23 protein-coding genes, 2 pseudogenes and 1 riboswitch are annotated in these 19,521 nt (G+C 46.9%); of the genes and pseudogenes, 4 read left to right on the forward strand and 21 right to left on the reverse strand.

Features of this window, described 5'->3' with window-relative positions; genetic code table 11:
• Positions 1 to 38 precede the first annotated feature (38 nt).
• Positions 39 to 248, forward strand: coding sequence for a hypothetical protein (locus KJS52_RS05270; protein ID WP_213513625.1), 210 nt, complete (start codon positions 39 to 41; stop codon positions 246 to 248).
• Here the strand turns inward: KJS52_RS05270 and KJS52_RS05275 are convergent.
• The 17 genes from KJS52_RS05275 to KJS52_RS05355 all read right to left on the reverse strand — a co-directional run bounded on the left by KJS52_RS05275 (position 242) and on the right by KJS52_RS05355 (position 12,072).
• The gene (locus KJS52_RS05275; RefSeq protein WP_213513626.1) at positions 242 to 1,642 is read right to left on the reverse strand and encodes a PDZ domain-containing protein; all 1,401 of its coding nucleotides are present in this window, start codon (positions 1,640 to 1,642) and stop codon (positions 242 to 244) included. The two genes, KJS52_RS05270 and KJS52_RS05275, sit on opposite strands and share 7 nt — an antisense overlap.
• A 77-nt stretch (positions 1,643 to 1,719) precedes the next feature.
• On the reverse strand, positions 1,720 to 1,947 hold the full coding sequence (locus KJS52_RS05280) for a YuzB family protein (RefSeq protein ID WP_213513627.1): 228 nt from the start codon (positions 1,945 to 1,947) through the stop codon (positions 1,720 to 1,722).
• 37 nt (positions 1,948 to 1,984) lie between these two features.
• Positions 1,985 to 2,287: an iron-sulfur cluster assembly accessory protein gene (locus KJS52_RS05285; RefSeq protein ID WP_213513628.1), complete on the reverse strand. Its 303-nt coding sequence runs from the start codon at positions 2,285 to 2,287 to the stop codon at positions 1,985 to 1,987.
• A 32-nt stretch (positions 2,288 to 2,319) separates the two neighbouring features.
• Positions 2,320 to 2,559 (reverse strand): hypothetical protein, encoded by a 240-nt coding sequence (locus KJS52_RS05290; RefSeq protein WP_213513629.1) that lies wholly within the window; start codon positions 2,557 to 2,559, stop codon positions 2,320 to 2,322.
• 194 nt (positions 2,560 to 2,753) lie between these two features.
• Positions 2,754 to 3,608, reverse strand: a complete 855-nt coding sequence (murI, locus tag KJS52_RS05295; RefSeq protein WP_213513630.1) for a glutamate racemase — start codon at positions 3,606 to 3,608, stop codon at positions 2,754 to 2,756.
• A gap of 59 nt (positions 3,609 to 3,667) precedes the next feature.
• Positions 3,668 to 4,084, reverse strand: a complete 417-nt coding sequence (locus tag KJS52_RS05300) for a YtxH domain-containing protein (RefSeq protein ID WP_213513631.1) — start codon at positions 4,082 to 4,084, stop codon at positions 3,668 to 3,670.
• A 1-nt stretch (position 4,085) separates the two neighbouring features.
• The gene (locus KJS52_RS05305; protein ID WP_213513632.1) at positions 4,086 to 4,538 is read right to left on the reverse strand and encodes a DUF948 domain-containing protein; all 453 of its coding nucleotides are present in this window, start codon (positions 4,536 to 4,538) and stop codon (positions 4,086 to 4,088) included.
• A 142-nt stretch (positions 4,539 to 4,680) separates the two neighbouring features.
• Positions 4,681 to 5,316, reverse strand: coding sequence for a helix-turn-helix transcriptional regulator (locus KJS52_RS05310; RefSeq protein WP_213513633.1), 636 nt, complete (start codon positions 5,314 to 5,316; stop codon positions 4,681 to 4,683).
• Positions 5,317 to 5,334: 18 nt separating this feature from the next.
• Positions 5,335 to 5,757 carry a DUF86 domain-containing protein gene (locus KJS52_RS05315; protein WP_213513634.1) on the reverse strand — a complete coding sequence of 141 codons (423 nt, stop codon included), beginning with the start codon at positions 5,755 to 5,757 and terminating at the stop codon, positions 5,335 to 5,337.
• A 159-nt stretch (positions 5,758 to 5,916) separates the two neighbouring features.
• Positions 5,917 to 6,204, reverse strand: a complete 288-nt coding sequence (locus tag KJS52_RS05320; RefSeq protein ID WP_213513635.1) for a Dabb family protein — start codon at positions 6,202 to 6,204, stop codon at positions 5,917 to 5,919.
• A gap of 305 nt (positions 6,205 to 6,509) precedes the next feature.
• A complete protein-coding gene (locus tag KJS52_RS05325) occupies positions 6,510 to 6,899 on the reverse strand; it encodes a cupredoxin domain-containing protein (protein WP_213513636.1) in 390 nt (129 codons plus the stop codon).
• Between the two features lie 134 nt (positions 6,900 to 7,033).
• Entirely contained in the window at positions 7,034 to 7,444 is a 411-nt protein-coding gene (locus KJS52_RS05330; RefSeq protein WP_213513637.1) for a YhjD family protein, read from the reverse strand.
• A gap of 505 nt (positions 7,445 to 7,949) precedes the next feature.
• Positions 7,950 to 8,450, reverse strand: coding sequence for a preQ(1) synthase (queF, locus tag KJS52_RS05335; RefSeq protein WP_213513638.1), 501 nt, complete (start codon positions 8,448 to 8,450; stop codon positions 7,950 to 7,952).
• Positions 8,451 to 9,339: 889 nt separating this feature from the next.
• Positions 9,340 to 10,110 (reverse strand): 7-carboxy-7-deazaguanine synthase QueE, encoded by a 771-nt coding sequence (gene queE, locus KJS52_RS05340; protein ID WP_246563141.1) that lies wholly within the window; start codon positions 10,108 to 10,110, stop codon positions 9,340 to 9,342.
• Positions 10,107 to 10,568 carry a 6-carboxytetrahydropterin synthase QueD gene (queD, locus tag KJS52_RS05345; protein WP_213513639.1) on the reverse strand — a complete coding sequence of 154 codons (462 nt, stop codon included), beginning with the start codon at positions 10,566 to 10,568 and terminating at the stop codon, positions 10,107 to 10,109. Before queD ends, queE begins: the two co-directional genes overlap by 4 nt.
• Position 10,569: 1 nt before the next feature.
• A complete protein-coding gene (gene queC, locus KJS52_RS05350) occupies positions 10,570 to 11,226 on the reverse strand; it encodes a 7-cyano-7-deazaguanine synthase QueC (protein ID WP_213513640.1) in 657 nt (218 codons plus the stop codon).
• A gap of 166 nt (positions 11,227 to 11,392) precedes the next feature.
• Positions 11,393 to 11,436: riboswitch (PreQ1 riboswitch) on the reverse strand.
• A gap of 54 nt (positions 11,437 to 11,490) precedes the next feature.
• Positions 11,491 to 12,072 (reverse strand): hypothetical protein, encoded by a 582-nt coding sequence (locus KJS52_RS05355; RefSeq protein WP_246563143.1) that lies wholly within the window; start codon positions 12,070 to 12,072, stop codon positions 11,491 to 11,493.
• A gap of 223 nt (positions 12,073 to 12,295) precedes the next feature.
• Between KJS52_RS05355 and KJS52_RS05360 the strand changes: the two genes are divergently transcribed.
• Positions 12,296 to 13,219, forward strand: a complete 924-nt coding sequence (locus KJS52_RS05360; protein ID WP_213513641.1) for a hypothetical protein — start codon at positions 12,296 to 12,298, stop codon at positions 13,217 to 13,219.
• Between the two features lie 101 nt (positions 13,220 to 13,320).
• On the opposite strand, the gene KJS52_RS27645 is transcribed toward KJS52_RS05360, so the two are convergent.
• The 4 genes and pseudogenes from KJS52_RS27645 to KJS52_RS05380 form a co-directional block, all read right to left on the reverse strand.
• Positions 13,321 to 14,112 carry a collagen-like domain-containing protein gene (locus tag KJS52_RS27645; protein ID WP_213513642.1) on the reverse strand — a complete coding sequence of 264 codons (792 nt, stop codon included), beginning with the start codon at positions 14,110 to 14,112 and terminating at the stop codon, positions 13,321 to 13,323.
• A gap of 547 nt (positions 14,113 to 14,659) precedes the next feature.
• A pseudogene (locus KJS52_RS27965) lies at positions 14,660 to 15,046 on the reverse strand (hypothetical protein); the annotation flags it as partial.
• Positions 15,047 to 15,525: 479 nt separating this feature from the next.
• Positions 15,526 to 15,861 (reverse strand): annotated as a pseudogene (locus KJS52_RS27295) (hypothetical protein); the annotation flags it as partial.
• Between the two features lie 406 nt (positions 15,862 to 16,267).
• Positions 16,268 to 17,182, reverse strand: a complete 915-nt coding sequence (locus KJS52_RS05380) for an ArsR/SmtB family transcription factor (RefSeq protein ID WP_213513644.1) — start codon at positions 17,180 to 17,182, stop codon at positions 16,268 to 16,270.
• Positions 17,183 to 17,347: 165 nt separating this feature from the next.
• Here KJS52_RS05380 and KJS52_RS05385 point away from each other — a divergent pair, with 165 nt between their 5' ends.
• Together KJS52_RS05385 and KJS52_RS05390 are read left to right on the forward strand one after the other, a co-directional pair.
• Positions 17,348 to 18,514, forward strand: a complete 1,167-nt coding sequence (locus KJS52_RS05385) for an iron-containing alcohol dehydrogenase (protein ID WP_213513834.1) — start codon at positions 17,348 to 17,350, stop codon at positions 18,512 to 18,514.
• Between the two features lie 38 nt (positions 18,515 to 18,552).
• The gene (locus KJS52_RS05390) at positions 18,553 to 19,365 is read left to right on the forward strand and encodes an aldo/keto reductase (RefSeq protein ID WP_213513645.1); all 813 of its coding nucleotides are present in this window, start codon (positions 18,553 to 18,555) and stop codon (positions 19,363 to 19,365) included.
• The last annotated feature ends 156 nt before the right edge of the window (positions 19,366 to 19,521 follow it).

The raw sequence follows: 19,521 nt of genomic DNA on the forward strand, positions 1-19,521 counted from the left end.
GCTGTGGCTTGGCTTAGCATCACGTAGATGCTTCTTGAATGCTAAAGCTACGCGCGGTTGACGCTGTAGCACCAGCAACGCTGCGCGGCCAGGCTCGTCTGCACAGGCTTTTGCGCTCCTTTTTGTTGAACTACCAGGACAAAAAGGAGGCGCAAGGCCTGATGTTTCTCTTTCTGACGTTCCTTTCTGCCCCGCTGGCAGCTTTTCCTCATTCAGCGGTAGCCTTCCTTGCGTCGTTCCTCTACTGAGCTTGCGGTGGTGCGTGCTGCTCCAGCCACTTTACAATATCTTCAAATGTTTCTACTGCAACAACATTAAGCTGAGGCGCCGCAGCTCGCGCCGCTGCTTCTCCCTCCAGCGGTACAAAAAACACGTCGGCATCCGTGCGGCTAACGGCATACGCTTTTTGCGGAATACCTCCGACCATGCCTACACGACCGTCAACCTCAATTGTACCAGTACCGGCAACATGCAGCCCGCCCGTAATATCTCCGGCAGTCAACTGGTTTAGCAGTGCCAAGGTCAGCATAGCGCCATGAGAAGGTCCGCCTGCATGCAGCAAATAGCTCGACAGCGCGATGCCTTGCGGCAGTTCAATGTGATAGGCATCCTGAATAATAATGCCGAGTATGGGCCGTGCCGGATCATCGTCAGCTGCGATCGTTTCCAGCTTTACAGTTACCAGCTGCTCTGCTCTGCGCAGCTCAATTTCAATCTGATCGCCTGGCTTGATCTGACTGTTCATATATTGCTGCAGCGCAAGATGATTGACGATCGTATGGTTGTCGACCGATTCAATGATATCGCCAGCATAAATGACGCCATCTGCTGGAGAATCTGCAACTACCGCAATAACGCCTACTCCGTCAAACAAAATCGCCTTTCCCTTGCCTGCATGCTCCCAGGCAGTCGCTGCCGCAAGCTGATTCGCGTCATTTTTCATCTGCACGACCTGGCTGTACGTTTCGCGAATGCCCGGCTCATCAGCCGCCTGCTTGCGCAGCTCGACCTGCGGCAGCAGCTTGGCATAAAGCCAGTCGATCGGGAAGGCTGGGCGGTCAAAGACGAGTACGCCGTCGATCCAGCCCTGCTGCTCGGAAGCGGTTGCTTCTGTAAATTGCGCATATTGGTTCATATTCATAGTCATCGCAGGATACGTTACCTGATAGCCTGTAGGGCAAAGCAAAAGCAGTAGCGCCACAGCATAGCCAGCAAACATTGCGAGCAGCTTTTTTAACGCCAGCCTGCTGCGCAGCAGCTCGAAGCCAACAAGCAGCAAAAGTACCGCCAATAGCGCCAAATCAGCCTGCAAATATTGCAGTGGATTTAACAGCAATATGATTAACACAATCGAGACTGCCACGATCAGCAGAGCCGGCAGCAAGGCCATCCAGCTGCGCTTTTCCGAAGTTCCTGCGGCGTGGAGGCTGGCGCGCTTCATGCGCAATGTCTGCCATGCTCCTATTAGCCAGCAGACAGGAATAAGCAGCAGGCCATAATACAGCCAGTCAACAACCGAAATCCATTCTAATTGCGGCTGCATCACAAGTGGAGCTGGCAGCCATATTAATTGAAATGCGAGAACGGCTATTAGAATGCCAATGAAACCGCCATAATACCAGCGTAAGCTGCTTCTATTCATACTACCCTGCACCTTCCAGTCAGCAAAAAGCCCTCCAGCTTATGGCAACCCGTAAGTGAAGGACTTGGACTTTATTATTATTTTTTTACATATGCCATCGCTTTTTCGATTGCTTCATCTTCCGTCGCGCCTTTAATGTAACGGCCATTAACGAATACAAAAGCAAATCGCTTGCACGGCCCGCAATAGGATTTACAGCCTACTTTAATTTCGGAGTCGGGAGCCAGCTTTTCCAGCTTGGCAACTGTACTCTTCATTTTCATATGTCTGCATTTATCACAAACTCTTATGTCATTTACCGCCATAATTCCTCTTCCCATTCTATTTGTCAAAGTTACAAAATTAATGATCCCCGTGATTGCCTTTCGAAGGATTGGTGATCACAAACCCTTCCTCTGGAAGGTAGAAATAGTCAACGCGCACACCATCCAAAAATTCATTGCCTTTTTCAAGGATAACATCAATTCCGCTATCCGTCGATACGACTACATCATGATCTGACGGCACATCAACCCCCATGCCATAATGTGCATGGTCACCATGCGCATGCGTAACAAATACGCGAAGCAGCTTCCCTTCGCTTTCCGGCTTCTCCAGCTCGGCTCTGATCACTTTTGCTGCACTTCTTGATATTTTGCATTTCATAGCTTGTCCGCTCCTTTTACAATGCCCTTCATTTACACTCTCGTTATATTATACTTCTTAGCCATCCTACTCGCAAACGCTTCTGCAATAATCATCGTAAACGCTATATCATCAACAGGCAAGAACGGCATAATATCCGGGCTTATCCAGTACACAGCGACGGGAACAATAAAAAGCAGCTTTTCCCACAATGCGACCTTACGAGAAGTAATCAGCCTGTAAATTAATGAAAATGTCGATCCCCAATGACGTAGAGACAGCAGTTTTCTCATTAGTCCTCACTCCTACAACTTTTTGTTATATGAATGTCCTTGTAAAACAGTCTAGAGGTTATTGTAGAAAGTATAGCATGGCAGGTCGGATGTGTAACTGGACTTGAATCCAGCTTGCCCCTGGACCTGAGTGCAACGAGCTTGCGGCCGACTCGCCTTTAAGCCGACCGCATCCCCTAAAGCTATATTCTATGCTATGGCTGCTTGCGTTCATATATAACCTTTCGCTTTTTCAGCTCCAGCCCGAGCCATTCTTCTGCAATTGCACGAAATGTTGTCAGATCGCCGCTGCAAATAAAACGATGAACAATTTCGGATCTTTGCAGCTCCTTCGTTCTTTTCTGCTGGCTGCTGATCATCGCTGTGCCTTCCAGCTTTTTTTTGTTTAGTTCGGCTATGATGCCACCGACCTCGCGCGCTGTTTCTTCTGCTGAATGAATCAGCTTTACATCACTGCCCATTACCTTTGCAATGGTGTCGGACAGAAATGGATAATGTGTACAGCCTAATATTAAGCAATCAATCGGATAGGAGCGCATATGTCCTATCGCTTCCTGTACAACGCTATATGCTTTGCTCGAGCGATATTCGCCTTTTTCAACGAGCGGTACAAATGCCGGGCATGCCTGGCTCATAATTCGCACATTACTAGCATGCGTCAGCAGTGCCTCATCGTATGCCTTGCTTTTTATTGTGCCTTCAGTCCCTATAACCGCTATATACCCGGTTTTCGTAGCCTTCAGTGCTGCCCGAGCGCCAGGCTCAATAACGCCGACTATTGGAATCGAGAGCTCTTTCTTTACTTTATCGAGCGCGACTGCTGTTGCGGTATTGCAGGCAATCACGACCAGCTTGGGATGATAGCGCTGCAAATCGTGTACAATTTCTTCTGTAAACTGAATAATTTCCTGCTTAGGGCGAGGGCCGTATGGAGCTCTCGCTGTATCTCCAAAATAAACTATAGCCTCTTGCGGCAGCTGCTTCAGCAGTTCCTTCACTACTGTAAGCCCGCCTACACCAGAATCGAATACCGCTATCGGACCTCGCACGGCTCCACCACTTTCCTCTCAACTCGCCGATTGTTCAAGCAATTGAGTCGCTGAGCTGCTTAATTTTGCAGGGTTTGCTCCCGCTCATTCAGCTGCAAGCTTTCCCCTTGCTCCTGCAGCATGTCATGCCCCTGCTGCAAGCTTTCGCCGCCCTGCTTCTCCTGTTCAGGCTGCTGGCTATCCTCCGAATTGCAGCGCTGCTTTACACTGCTCACTACGCTTTGCACGCCTTGCTTGGCACTGTGTACCACTTTGGCTGTGCCTTCCTCAAGCTTTTTGCCCACCTCATGCACTGTTTCGCTCATATGATCGAATGCCTCTGAGCCAGCCTCGATCACCTTGCCTGTGCCAGCTTTAATATCGCTGCGCAGCTCCTTGCCGCTTTTTGGAGCAAACAGCAAAGCAGTAACACTGCCGACTACACTGCCTGCTACGGCTCCAACAATAAATGCAACTCCTTTGTTTTTGAAACCCATCCTACTCTCTCCTCTCAGGTTGCTTGTTTTTTTGGCGTCCAGTTTGCCAAAGCTGCCATGCCGACATTGCCAGCTCAGCCCACTGCATCATATCCTCTAGCTGTCTTTTGTCTCGTTCCTGTTCTGCATATTGAGCAGCCCGCTGTGAAAGCAATCCGCTTATTTTCTTCATAACGCCAGCCGTCTGCTCCAGGCTTTGCCCCATTCCTTTTGCTGCCCCTACGACGTAATTGACCGTGGAAACGGCCTCGCCAATTTCCTTCACGGTATGGTCTGTTGTTTGCAGCAGCTTGCTGCAATCTTGGGTAAGCTGGTTCAAATCACGCTGCAGCTCGATTGTTTTTTCTGTCAAAACATGCAGACGCAGCATAAACAAGCGCATTGCAATAAGGACAGTAATGACAAATACGATGCAGGCTGCTGCCATAATGAGCAAGCTGATTTCAAGCGGCATAACTGCTCCTCCCTTGCTGTTTTCTCTAATGCTTCCAGCTAGACTTCTGCCTAGTTGTGTAACACAGTATAATCATTTTGGGCTTGTCTTGACACTCTATTTCATGAAAAAAACGCATGACGATTACGTCATGCGTTGATCACTATTTCTTATCACTCGAAATACGAATTCGATAATTGCATTTGGCTCCGCCTTTGGCGAGGCATTCCGTACGCTCTACCGGTGCTTCAAGCAGCTCTTGAAACAGCTCCAGCTCACATTGACAAGCATGATGATAGCGATCCGCCACTCCTTTAATCGGGCAATTATATTCCTCGATGTAGTAGTAGTGCTCATCCTGCTTAGCCTCAGCCATATAGCCGCCCGCCAGTTGAATTTGCGTCAGCTCCTGAACCTTGGCCGCCAGACTTTTCCCTTGCATGGTCGGCCGATATCGCTGCAGCAGCTTGCGTTTTCTGCCTTGAAACATCAGCTCGATGTAAGGCTTCGTTTGCGGGTCCTCTTCCAGCTCGCTCAGCAAATCCACGGTCAGCAGCTGATAATTTCGCGGAAACAGCTCCTCTGCTTTCGCTGTAAGCTCATAAGCATGCAGTGGTCTGCCCATAGCCTGCTTGATTGAAATAATTTCTACATAGCCTTGCTTGGCCAGCTCATGCATATGTCGGCGTATCGCCATTTCAGTAAGTCCTAGCTGATGGGCTATTACGCTGATCTGCATTCGTCCTTGACTACGCAGCTTATAGATGATGGCATCTCGAGTCGAACCAGTCTGCTTCATAACAGCCCACCTTTCCAGCTATACCAGCTCTTTATCTACGTACTGCTCAACCGCATCCTTGAATTGCCGCAGCAGCATAGGCAGCTGCTTCATAAGTGGATGCAGCTGCTCTGACTGCCACTGAAAATATTCCTGCACTAGCGGACGGCGCAAACGAACCAGCTCCAAGAGCACATCCGCCATTCCTTCCGGATAGACGCCTTCGCCCGCTGTAATTTCTACAATATCCTCGTAGCTGCTGGCATCGCGCATTAAAAATCCGTCAATGAGATAGCTGCCAACATCGGTTACAATTTCAATTGCCAGATGCAGCGCGCGTTCCTGAGCCAGACACTGGATGGCATCGCCTGTCCATTGCTGCTGCAGCTGTTCTATTGCTTCGCTTAAGCCAGCAATTGTATTTAAGCGCACTGCAATTTGCTCTTGATTCACATAGTACATTTACTATTCGCCACCTTCTCCAAATGCGCTATTGCTTTTCTGAATCATTTTTCTTTTTTGCTTTACGTTTTAGCCATATGCCCATTACAAAACAGCTTGCAATAATAATAAACAGGTAAGTGGCCATTTCATATACGTCGCGCATCGCATTTATCCCTCTTAACTTTCAAAGTCAACAGCTACGGAGGATTCGCGAACCTCGTTCATATGCTCAATCACCTTTTGATGAACAGGATGTACCTGGTACGCATCCAAATCTGCCATAGAATCAAATTTTGTAATTAATGCAATATCATAGGAACGAGCAGAATGAACAATATCCACTCCAACCTCAATATATTTCAGCTGCTCGATCTTCCCTTCCATATCGCGCAGCACCTGTGCTGTCACTTCAACCTTCTCTGGAGAATTATCCTTCAGCTTGAAAAAAACAATATGTGTTATCAATTAAATTGCCTCCTCAAAACGTGTCGTATGTTTGATTTGCCTGCCTCTATCGTCGGTAGACTGCTGCACATAGCCGTAGCCAAATGCCGGGCATGTACAGCTTCTGTGACAAATATTCTTGCCTTATGCTCTCATAATACTTCCTTAATGATACCCTAGTCGTTTTGTTACGACAACCGTCATTTTTCGCTCTCGAGTCAAGCCTTCCTACAGCTGCCTATACTAAGCTACAGCGCCCAGCATCGTCATCAAAGCCCGCTTTTTAAACTTCCCCTAATGAAAAAGAGCCCTAGTGGGCTCTTTCTTTAAGCTTCCGTAATAATTAGCTTTGCAGTCATTGTACCGTGTCCAGGACCGCATGGAATATTACATTCAATTAAATATTCGCCTGGCTCAGTAAACGTATATTCAGTTTCCGCATTATCCTTGTCCATGGAAATGCCTAGATCCGCAATATCAATTCCGTGAATACCGCTTTTGTTAGAGAAACGCATAATTACAGTGTCGCCAACTTTTGCAGTAAACTCCTCTTCGTTAAATGTAAAGTCGTTGGATGCAACAATTTTCATCAAACTTACACCCTCTGGCAATGAAGCAGATTCATCGACAGGCTTGTCTGGCAATCCGAAAGCAACAAGACATACTGCCATAATAGAGGCAATCGATACCAGCGTAAACATAATCCATTTCTGCATTACAATGTGCTCCCCTTCTATATCATAATGTCTACTTCCTATATTAACTAACATCGCTTAATTTTCTCAACTACTAACTAAGCAAATGTGAATATTTTTTCATCTTTATGACAAAATGATGAACATTTTTCGAATTATTGGGCCATGTAACGCTTAAGCATTTGCTCACACTCAACCTTGACGACATTCCACATCATAAACTTTTTATGATGATAGCCTCGGCATACGTATTTGGTCAGCAGTCCATCCTCCATTCTCTGCTTTTCATAAATTTTAATACCATTTTTACGGAACATCCGCCGCAAATCTGCCATATCGAGCAATACGCGATCCTGTACCCCCCGCAGGATGGACTCGTACAAACGCGGAAGCTTGAACTTGGACAAGCCGATGACCTTAACGTCATGCTCAATAACAAGCAACGCCAGCTCCAGCACCATATACTGCTTGACTGCTTCTGATTCATACTGCTCCTGCAGCGGCACATTTGAGGATTGGCGAGGCTTTTCTTCTGCGATTTCATGCTGCTTTTGCTTTATGTCCATTCCAGCACCTCCTACATAAGCGCCTGATATTAACAGCGTTCCCATCGTTCATTTCAGATATAACCAGAACACACGTTCTTATTATATGCAACAAATGAGCTTTGATGCAACCTGATTTCCATAAAGCAGATCCAATGCGCTATGCAGACAGCTCTCAGCAGCAGAAATCGAGCAAGTAATAGCGAAAAAGCCTCGAATAGGAATAATTAAGATTTTAAAGAATCTCGGTAACGTTAATATGAACAAGTAGGCAGCGATAGAAACCTAATGAATATGGACAACGTTATGCCTGGACATCCCAGCTCATTCACGGTAAAAGCAGGCGAATAAGGCATGATAGTTTCATTAAAATCGAAAAAAACTTATTTAGTCACCAATAACGTTATCCAGTTTCCTTAACAATTAGCTATTACGTTTTGGATGGTCGCCTCACTGGATCTAACGTGCGGTTAACATATTCGGCTCCTTTAATAAACTTCGCACTAGTGCAACAAACATGTAAAAGCTAGCGGTTATCGATTTTTTCAGGGTATAAATCGTGATTCAATAAGCGGTACTCTGCCATTTGCTCATACTTTGTAGCGGGACGTCCCCAGTTCGTATACGGATCAATGGAAATGCCACCGCGCGGCGTAAATTTTCCCCAAACCTCAATATATCTCGGATTCATTAGCTCAATCAAATCATTCATTATAATATTCATACAATCCTCATGAAAGTCGCCATGATTACGGAAGCTGAACAAATACAGCTTTAGCGACTTGCTTTCAACCATCTTAATGTCTGGAATATATGAAATATAGATCGTTGCAAAATCAGGCTGTCCCGTGATTGGGCAAAGACTCGTAAACTCCGGACAATTGAACTTCACAAAATAGTCTCGATTAGGATGCTTGTTCTCAAACGTCTCCAGTACCTCAGGCGCATAATCACTCGGGTACCTCGTCCCTTGATTGCCCAATAATGTTATCCCTTGCAAATCAGCTTGCTTTCTTCCTTCAGTCATATTATCCATTCCTTTCAACGCTCCGGAGTAAAGCATCCTCCAGTCGCTTTTTAAATCCTGATGCTCTTATCTAGTGGTGGTAGCATCAGGATTTAAAGGCGACACACGTTCGTTTTTCGGATTGCTTTACTCCTTCGCTGGTGCTTTTTTAAATGCATTCTGGGCATAGCTTCTAGCCTTTGGCTATTCAGCGCTTCGGAGCAAAGCATCCTTCAGTCGCTTTTTAAATCGTAATGCTCTTTATTTAAATTTTTTAAGGTTGCATTACGATGTTAAAGGCGACCCACTTCGTTTTCCGGATGCTTTGCTCCTCCGCTGTAGCTTTGAGTGTAAAACCAAGAAGCTTGGACGCTAGTAGAAAGCGAGGAGCGCTAGCTACGGCACACGCTACGTGAGCACCTTCAATGTTTCCGCCGGAAACATACATCGGAAGCATAACCTTTCGCTAGCGTTCAAGATTCGCCGTCGACTACGCTACAACGCAACCGCATCGTCATCAAAGTCCGGCTTTTTGAACTACTCTTCCAATCGAAGTTTAAAAAGTTCGGAGTTCAGGACCAAGAAGCTTGGACGCTAGTAGAAAATGAGGAGCGCAGCGTAGATAAACCTACGTGAGCACCGCAGTTTTCGCTAGCGTTCAAGATTCGATGTCGAATAAACTTCAACGCACAGCATCGTCATCAAAGTCCAATTTTTAAACATCCGCTTCCAATCGAAGTTCAAAAAGTCGGCTTTCAGGACCAAGAAGCTTGGACGCTAGTAGAAAACGAGGAGCGCAGCGTAGAGCAGAGCTACGTGAGCACCGCAGTTTTCGCTAGCGTTCAAGATTCGCCGTCGAATCGACTACAACGCCCATCATCGTCATCAAAGTCGGCTTTTTGAACTACCTCTAAAAGCCTTTTTTGTTGCCCCATACCCAGGTGTGTACCTGCGGCAAAACAAATACACTCGTCAGCTCTTTATCTGCCATGACCTGCTCAATCAGCCATTGATAGCGAGCCAGCAAATGCGGCAGCAGCCGCTCTTGCTCCTGCTCGGCAAGCTGGTCATTGCCAGGTTGAACGTAAAACAAAACCTGCGGATAACGGGCATGCACTTGCTTTGCATAGTATAAATCCTGCTCGTCGAACACAACGACCTTAAGGCAAAACTGCGATTTATTTTGCAGCAGTCTGTTGATTATCTCATCAAGCTGCTGCCAGTCCGTTTCCATGCCTGAGCTTGGCGGCTTCGGAGATAGTGTCAAATGATCTATTTGCTTAAACCAATCCTGCCATCTGCTGCCCTGCGTTTCCAGCGCAACCTTTTTGCCAGCGTCATGAAGCTGGGAGATTAGCGCCTGCAGCTGCGGCAGAAGCGCTGGATTGCCGCCTGACAGCGTGACATGATCATAACCGCTCCCGCCAAGCTGATCCAATGCCGCTATAATTTCGCCAGCTGACATCAAGCGAATATCATCCTTGGCCGATCCGTCCCATGTAAAGGCCGAATCGCACCAGGAGCAGCGATAATCGCAGCCGGCTGTGCGGACAAACATCGTCTTGCGGCCAGCCAGCATGCCCTCGCCTTGCACTGTCGGCCCAAATATTTCAAGCACCGGAATTGGCCGTACTGCCGAATTTGCTAAAACGGTATTGCCGCCAAGGTTAGCCATACTCATAATACGCTACCTCCCTGCAGCTGACGCAGCAGCTTAACTGGACGATAGATGCAGTAGCTCGTCGGTGTCTCTCGTAAAAAGACTTGCAAGCACAGCGGCTTATTTTCCGTCGTTTGCAAATATGCAGCAATCAGTTCATAAATGACCCGCGCCACTACTTCGGTCGTTGGAAACAGGGCTGAGCTTTCATCACTGAACAGCTCGCCATGCTCATTCAGCAACGTATGGTCCAGCTTGTCATGAATCAGCTGCTTTATAATAGAAAAGTTCACTAAAAATCCCGCTTCATCCAGCTGATCCCCTGCTATAGTGATATTGGCGAAATACGTATGACCGTGCACACGCTGGCATTTTCCCGCTTTTTCCGAAGGCACATAATGGGCGGCTGCAAAATGAAAATCTTTGTTCAGCTCATAGGCAAAAGGATGCGAAACCTGCGGATAAGTTTGCTGCAGCATGCTATACCACCCGCCTTGCCAAGTATTGCTGCAAACCACGATGGCGCAGCTCGCATGCAGGACAATGGCCGCATCCATCTGCTATGACGCCGTTGTAGCAGGTCAGCGTTTTATGACGCACAAACTCAAAGGCGCCAAGCTCATCAGCCAGCTGCCAGGTTTGGGCTTTATCAAGCCACATTAACGGTGTATCTATTACAAATTCATAATCCATTGATAAATTAAGGGTAACATTGAGCGACTTTACAAATATATCGCGGCAATCGGGATAACCGCTAAAATCGGTCTCGCATACTCCCGTAACGATATGCCTTGCGCCAATTCCTTTCGCTAAAATAGCGGCAAACGATAAAAATAACAGGTTGCGCCCGTCGACAAATGTAGTCGGCAACTCTCCATCCTTCGCCTCAATTTCAATGTCTGATCGCGTAAGCGCATTGGGCGCAAGCTGATTAAGCAGTCCCATATCCAGAACATGCTGCTTGACGCCAAGCTCCTTGGCAATCGCCGCTGCGCATTCCAGCTCAAGCGCATGGCGCTGACCATAATTAAAGGTGACGGTCTCCACCTCTGCAAAGCGCTGCAGCGCCCAGAACAAGCAAGTGGTGCTGTCCTGCCCGCCACTAAATACGACTACTGCTTTTTCCTGATGTCGCATCGTTCTTCCTCCTGACCTTCTTGTCAATAAGATCAATCGAAAACAAATCCGAGCAACGCACGCCCCAATTTCAGTGAAAGTTCTCTTTCATTCAAATAAAAACGGCGAGCATTGCATAAGCAATACACGCCGAACACAAAACAACGATGCTCCAAAAAGAGAATCGTTTGGTTTAGTTTTTTATAGAGGGAGTTCGCGAACCTCTCCTGAGACCATAGCAAGCTGATCTTGCTTTGATGCTGCTCAGATTTTCTTGTTCAATTGTCATTTGCTACTATAACACAGCTCATGCAGCGCATCAAGCGTCATCATGACATGCTCAATCAGCTCCTCGAGATCCTCCATCTGCTCCTCGTTAATGCGGCGATTGAATGGAAGCTCGATTACATTTTCATAATATAATGGTATCCATAGCCCGCTATCCTGAGCAGCTCGTGTATCGGCATCATAGCTTGCGGTCAACAGCTGCTTGGGCTGCAGCTCCCGCTGCCAAATTGAAGCAATAATCTGTTCAATTTGCGGACAAGCAACGGCTGGCTGTTCTATTTGGCAAGTAAATCTAAGCAGCAGCGAGCATGCTGGCGCCGCTCCCTTGCGCTGTAAAATTTCATCTGCCAAATCCTGTATCGAGCTGGACAGCACGATCTCAGCTTTAAACGACGGATCAGAAACCAGCTGTGGAAATGTAAATCCAAGCGACCATGTTCTGGACATTACAGCCATATCAAGCGTATCCTTGCGGTCAATAATCGCGATTCGATTATCCAGATTGTCAAGATCATAAAGCTGATTCTCCAGCGCCACCTTCAAGTTTTCAAATATTACAGGGTCAAACAGCAATAACATTCATTCCTTCCTTAACGAAACAGTTGGTACCACTGTCCAAATTTATGCAACCAAAAAAACGGCTAGTCGTACAATAATAGTATATGAAACATTTCGTTTTGCAACAGCAAACTGCGAAAAGCGACATCATTTCTTCAAATAATACATCCAACTGTCTGCAAAATGTCGTATACTATTTAAAATAGAATAAAAAAGCAATGTAAATCAATGTAGGGGTGACATAATGGAAGACATTAAAAAAGCCTACGAGGAGCTGGGGCTTGAACCATTTGCCAGCAAGGATCTTGTTGAGCAGCGATACGGACAGGCGCTGCGCAAGCATAAAGCCCGCGCAAAGCTGGAAGCACAAGGACAAACGCCTGAAGCAGATGATAAGTTTGATTTTGACAAAATAACAGAAGCTTATCGCGCAATACTCGATTATGAAACGAAGAAATATACGGAGGCTTTCGAGCAGGAAGAGTATGGAAAATACAAAAAAATGGCTGGTCAAGCCAAAAAAATCGACCACTTCTGGCGCTACTACAAAGTGCACACCTTTGTAGCAATCGGACTTGTAATCGCCCTTATCTATGGCGTCATCGCCTTTCTTGACAGACAAGAAGAAAAACGCTACCTGGCCAGTCTGCCTCCGGTTGACGTTGCAGTATCCTTTATCGGCAATTATTACGACACAACCGAGGACAGCTCCTATGAAACAACGAATCAAAAATTTCTTACGGATTTTCCAGAGTACCAACGCTTCAAAACTGACCTGATCTACGTCCCAGAGGATCCATCCATGCAATATGCTTACTTGCAAAAAGCGATGGTCATGCTGATGACTGAAACACCAGACATCTACATTGCAGATGAGCCAATGAAGGACTGGACATTGCAGCAAGGACTATATGTAAAGCTTGATGAAGTGAAATCGCTGTCACATCTAATGGACAGCAAATACGTCGTTAAAGGAGCCGTACTGGACAGCCAGCAGCAGCTGGGCGAAGAGCATGTCTATATGCTCGACCTAACAGAAAGCAAGCTTGCTGAAGATATGCCGATGGCACATACTAAACTGCTGGTCGGCATCCGAGCGGACGCGCCTAACTACGATAAAGCATTGCAATTCATCGAATATTACGCCGCAACACTGCCAAGCGAATAAAGTAAAGCCAGCGGCACACTTTACCGCAAAAACAGGCTTCAATAAAGTTGGGCGAGACATCTCGCCCAACTTTTGCTTTAGGAAAACGTACTTTAATAGATTTATGAACCTAGAGTAACTGGGACGACCAACAGTTCAATGTCCTTAAAAGTAAACGACCACGAAATATTGTTAACATCCACTAAATCCAGTCTCATATAAGAATTGTTCGAGGCTTGAAATGTTTTGGCAAATGAGTAAGGTAAATAGAGGGTGTTAGCACTATTCCATGTAACATTATACTTAAAAGTTGAATTGTCTTGATCTCCATCCCCCCATATGACCTTTAATACTACAGCACCAGCTCCGCTATTACTATCACTGTCCTTAACATAGCCCAATGATAAACGTAAAACCCATTGATACATTTCCCCTGACTTAAGCCCGTTAAATTGTTGACTGAATATTTCACCTTGAGCATTCACTGTTTTATCAGAAATAGTATAGACAATGAACCCTCCAGTTGCTCCTATCTCTCCTTGAGGACCTGCTGGACCGCTTGCTCCTGCCGGTCCCGTTGAGCCCGGTGTTCCTAGCGCTCCTGTCGGACCGGTCGTTCCGCTTCCTGCTGGACCAGTTATTCCTGCTGGACCCGTTGGGCCTTGTGTTCCCGGCACACCTGTTGGGCCGATCGTTCCGCTTCCTGTCGGACCTGTTACTCCTGCCGGTCCTGTTAGACCTGGTATTCCTGGCGCTCCTGTTGGACCAGTCGTTCCGCTTCCTGCCGGACCTGTTGCTCCGTTAAAGCCATTCTGGCCATTCAAGCCTCTTTGTCCTGTAGGACCGGTCGGACCCGTCGGACCCGTTGGACCAACATCCTGTTGAGCTTGCAAATTTCTATTTTCTGTTGCCATCTCCATCTAACTCCTTTCCACAATAGTGATCTTCCCTTTCTTATCTTGGTTTAATTTTGACAAAATGGGAAAATACACTTTCTGATGGGTTGCACGAAAAGATAGCTATTACTAGAAACTATATACTGCATACTTTAATGAGCTACATACCTTGACCTATCGGGATGAGCATCAGTTCGATGTTGTTAAAGTAAAAAGGATATTCTGGACCAGCAGCCACTAAATTCACAGTCACATAAGAAAAATCAAAGGCTAAAAATTCATCTGAAAAAGAGAAAGGGATAGTGTAAGTGTCACTAAGATTCCCCTCAAATACAAATCCATATGTTAGAGATGTATTGTGATTATCCCAAAATTGATCTCCCCAGTAGATTTGGAATGTTATCCAACCAGTAGTAGGACCAAATACAGCGAATAAGAATGAGAAGTGTAAAACCAATTGATACCGTTGATTCTCTGTAAGTCCGTTGAATTGTTGAGTGAACACTTCTCCAGTGAAAGCATTGAAGGTTTGATCGGGAATAGCATAGTAAATGGCCTTGCCTGCTCCTCCCGCACCTTGAGGACCAGTTGCTCCTGCTGGGCCCGTTGGGCCCGGTATTCCTGTTGGGCCTGTCGGACCTGTCGGACCGCTCACTGCTGGACCGGTTGCTCCTGCTGGACCAGTTGGGCCCGTTAGGCCAGAAGCTCCTGTCGGACCTGTCGGACCGCTTCCTGCCGGACCCGTTGCTCCTGGCGGGCCGGTTGGGCCGGGTGTTCCTGGCGCTCCTGTCGGTCCCGTCGCTCCGCTTCCTGCCGGACCCGTTGGACCGGTCGCTCCGTTAAAACCATTCTGTCCATTTAAGCCACTTTGTCCTGTAGGACCCATTGGACCGGTTGGGCCTGTCGGACCAACATCCTGCTGAGCTTGAAAATCTCCATTTTTTGTTGTCATCTCACCTAACTCCTTTCCAAAATAGTAATCTTCCTTTCTCCATTTAAAGATACGCACTTTAAGGGGCACTGATATACCTATACACTTTGAGTTACTGGAAGGATCATTAGTTCAATATCATTAAATTTTAAAGGAAGCGTGAGATTATCATAATCCGTTACCTCCAGCCTTATATAAGGATTATTTGAGACAGTAATTGTTTTGGCAAAGGAATATCGGTAACTGAAGGGGTCGGTAGTAGTCGTCGCTACTAAACCGTACGTTAAAGTTGTATTGTCATCTTCTCCATCTCCCCAGGTGAACTTGAATGTCGCAGAACCATAGGAGTTCTCACTATTGCTTATAACATAAACAAATGTGAAATTCAAAAACAATTGATACATGTTCGATTCTGTAAGTCCGCTAAGTTGTTGCGTAAATACTTCTCCTGTTCCATTCAGTGAATTATCGGAAGCATCATAGAAAATCGCCACATTCGCTCCTGGCGGACCTGTTGGACCGATTGCCCCTGTTGGGCCTGTTGGGCCCGGTGTTCCCAGTGCTCCTGTTGGACCGGTCGCTCCGCTTCCTGCCGGACCCGTTTCTCCTGGCGGGCCGGTTGGGCCTGGTGTTCCTGGCGTTCCTGTCGGGCCCGTCGCTCCGCTTCCTGCCGGACCCGTTTCTCCTAGCGGGCCGGTTGGGCCTGGTGTTCCCGGCGTTCCTGTCGGGCCCGTCGCTCCGCTTCCTGCCGGACCCGTTGGACCGGTCGCTCCATTCTGCCCATTTAAGCCTCTTTGTCCTGTAGGACCCGTTGGACCGGTCGGGCCCGTTGGACCAGCTTCCTGCAAGTTCAGTACATGTTGTTCTTCGTTTGACATAAACACCATTCTCCTTTACTTCTATTGCACTCTCAGCATTAGTCGAGGAAAGGCGGGTAATGCGATGCACCCGTTCAATTCTGATGCCGCTGCATTCGCAGGGCTTATATACAATAAACCTGTATGAATTGAATGATACCTGTTATAAATATGAATAACGAGCTATTTACGTGTGGGACAAATCACCTTTGCAGTAAATGTGTGTTCATAAATTAAAGTTGAGTTATATATGGCGACCAGGCAGACTATAAGAACATATACGGAAATAAACATGGGATTTTCCAGAAAGTGAGTAAGAACTACGTTCTGGAAAATCCCATTTTTTGTTTCATATAAAAATTAACTTTCCTATAAATTGCAGCACTTATTTGCAAACAAGTGTACAATGAATATCCTGATTATAATTGCCAAAGCCGCTGCCAAACAGCGTAACACCACCGCAGCGCTTGGCATCCGGCCTGCTGCCAATCCGCAGCACAATCTCCTCGTCCGCTGCCAGAGCCAGCTGATCAATCGTTACATTTGAAGCATGGATCCCATCAATATATGTGCCCTGCTCATTGACGCGAATATGCTTCATCACGCCGTGCCGAATATCCTTATGCCACCAGGACGGCGTATAAATGCCTTTTCCTTTGCCGATTTTGCCCGGGAAGGTCCATACCGCCACATCAATATCGTTGAAGCTGAACACAATGTCCGAGGGCTGCAAATGCGAGGACGCACACGGTGTTTCCGAGCAAATTTCCAGTGCGATTTCAAGCGAGCTGGCCTGCTCATTGTACAGCATATAATTGGGAATGCGATACTCAATATAGCCGCTGCCAAACCAAAGTATGCGAGCATCACGATGTACAGGATCAGCAAAATAACGCGGGTCATCGCACATACCGAGCATACTCTGCTCCGATGCGAGACCGCAGCTTGGCTTGACCTCAAAATCGGCATACATGCCAACAGGTACAATGACCTCATATTTTTGCACAGGCTGCTTCAGTTCTTCAGGCTTGCTCCTGAAGTTTAATACCATTTGCTCCAATTGCAAATAGCAAACCTTCTGCTGGCCGCGCTTGCCGGCAATGAGCTCGCTGCGCACAATGCCTGCCTGCTCCAGCATTTGAATATGGCGGGTGACGATTGGCGGCTTTATGTCCAGCGCCTCCGAAAGCGCGCGTATATTCATCGGCTGCTCGTTGAGCAATTCTATTATTCTTATTCTAGTAGGCGAGGAAAAGCTCTCCAAAATGGCGAAATTATCCCGATTAACCGAGACTTCCATAGCGATTCTCCTTTTATCTCAAAATCTACTTAATTGTATAACTCAAAAGTTAATCTATCAAGCTACTTCATAACATTGACAGCGTATTTTTCTTGAAATAAAATAATGAGGTGTAAAATAAACACGTATTCATTAACTTTTAGATTAACCAAAGGAGGGATTACCATTTTACCTTTTACGTTTCACAATCCAACCCGCATCATTTTTGGCGAAGGAAAAGCAAGCGAAACTGGTTCAATAACGGCTACATACAGCAAAAATGTACTGCTGGTTTACGGCGGCAACAGCATTAAACGCTCCGGCTTGTACGAATCGGTTGTCAATCAGCTGCAGCAGGCCAATATCCGATATGTAGAGCTTGGCGGCGTAGAGCCAAATCCGCGTCTGACAAGCGTATATGAAGGAATAAGACTCGTGCGCGAGCATAAGCTTGATTTTATTTTGGCTGTCGGCGGCGGCAGTGTCATCGATGCAGCCAAGGCCATTGCAGCAGGTGTACCGTATGAAGGCGATGTATGGGATTTCTTCACGAATAAAGCACATATTCAAGCTGCTGTCCCGCTCGGAGCAGTGTTGACGCTTGCAGCGACAGGTACAGAAATGAACGGGTCGATGGTAATCAGCCATTGGGAGCAAAAGCTTAAGCGCGGCTCAGGCAGTCCGCTTGTTTACCCTCGCTTCTCTATTCTTGATCCAACGCTAACGTATACTGTGCCTGCCAATCAAACCGTGTACGGCTCGGTTGATATTATGTCGCATGTGTTTGAGCAATATTTCAGTTTAACGCCGGACACACCGCTGCAGGAGCGCTTCTGCGAGTCGATTTTGCAAACCGTCATTGAAAATGTCGAGCTTGCTTTGGACAATCCCGAGCATGCGGCAGCACGTGCGAATTTGATGTGGTGCGGCACAATGGCGTTAAACGGCGGACAAATTTCGCTTGGCATGCAAAATGATTGGGCATCTCACGGCATCGAGCATGAAATTAGCGCAATTTACGATATTCCGCATGGTGCTGGCTTGTCCATCGTATTTCCCAATTGGATGAAATATGTGTACAAGGAACGCCCTGATCGCTTCGCACAGTATGCGACCAGAGTATGGGGCATCTCGCCTGAGGGAAAAACAACAGATGAGCTGGCGCTTGCCGGAATCGAAGCAACGCGGCAATTTTTTACGCGGATTGGTGCTGAGGCTACTTTATCCGAGTTCAATATCGACGACAGCCAGCTTGAGCGCATGGCTGAGGAAGCAGTACGCTACGGTCCGATCGGCTCCTTTAAGCGTTTGCACAAGGAAGATGTGCTTGCTATTTTGCAAATGTGCCTCTAATAAGCTTGGAGGAAAATGATAATCTAGGAGGAATTGAAATGACGCAATTCGTAACATTGAATAACGGTGTGTCCATGCCTATGCTTGGTCTGGGCGTGTGGAAGGTTTCTGATGATGAGGCTGAACGCATTGTAAGAGAAGCAATTGAAAAAGGCTATCGCGCAATTGATACCGCTGCCGCATACGGCAACGAAGAAGGTGTTGGACGCGGCATTGCCCAAAGCGGCGTAAAGCGCGAGGACATTTTCGTTACAACAAAAATTTGGAACAGCAACCAAGGCTATGAGCAGACGCTGGCTGCCTTCGATGAAAGCCGCCGCAAGCTTGATATGGACGTTGTAGATTTGCTGCTCATCCACTGGCCGGTTAAAGGCAAATATGTGGATACATGGAGAGCGCTTGAGGAAATTTACAGCAAAGGCCAGGTGCGCGCCATTGGCGTCAGCAACTTCCAAACCCACCATCTCGATGATATCGCAGCAAGCAGCAGCCTTACGCCTGCTGTCAATCAGGTAGAATACCATCCGCTGCTTACGCAGGAGCCGCTTCGCGCTTACTGCGAGCAAAAAGGCATTCGCATGACAGCCTGGAGCCCGTTAATGCAGGGCAACCTTGATCTGCTGGTGCTTAAGGAAATCGCCGAGAAGCATGGAAAATCACCAGCACAGGTTGTTTTGCGCTGGGATATTCAAAACGGCGTCATTACGATTCCAAAAACAACGACCTCCTCTCGCCTTATTGAAAACAGCCAAATTTTCGATTTTGAGCTGAGTGCAGAGGAAATGAAGCAAATTTCCGCGTTAAACCGTAATCAACGTTTCGGCTCAGACCCAGACAACTTTAACTTTTAGAAGAAGTTCAAAAAGCACAACTTTGATGACGATGCTACTTCTCTGTAGCGTAGTCGACGGCGAAGCTTGAACGCTAGCGAAAATTCCGGTGCTCACGTAGCTTTTGCCTACGCTGCGCTCCTCATTTTCTACTAGCGTCCAAGCTTCTTGGTCCTG

This window comes from Paenibacillus montaniterrae (assembly GCF_018403185.1).
In the GTDB taxonomy this organism is placed as follows: domain Bacteria; phylum Bacillota; class Bacilli; order Paenibacillales; family Paenibacillaceae; genus Pristimantibacillus; species Pristimantibacillus montaniterrae.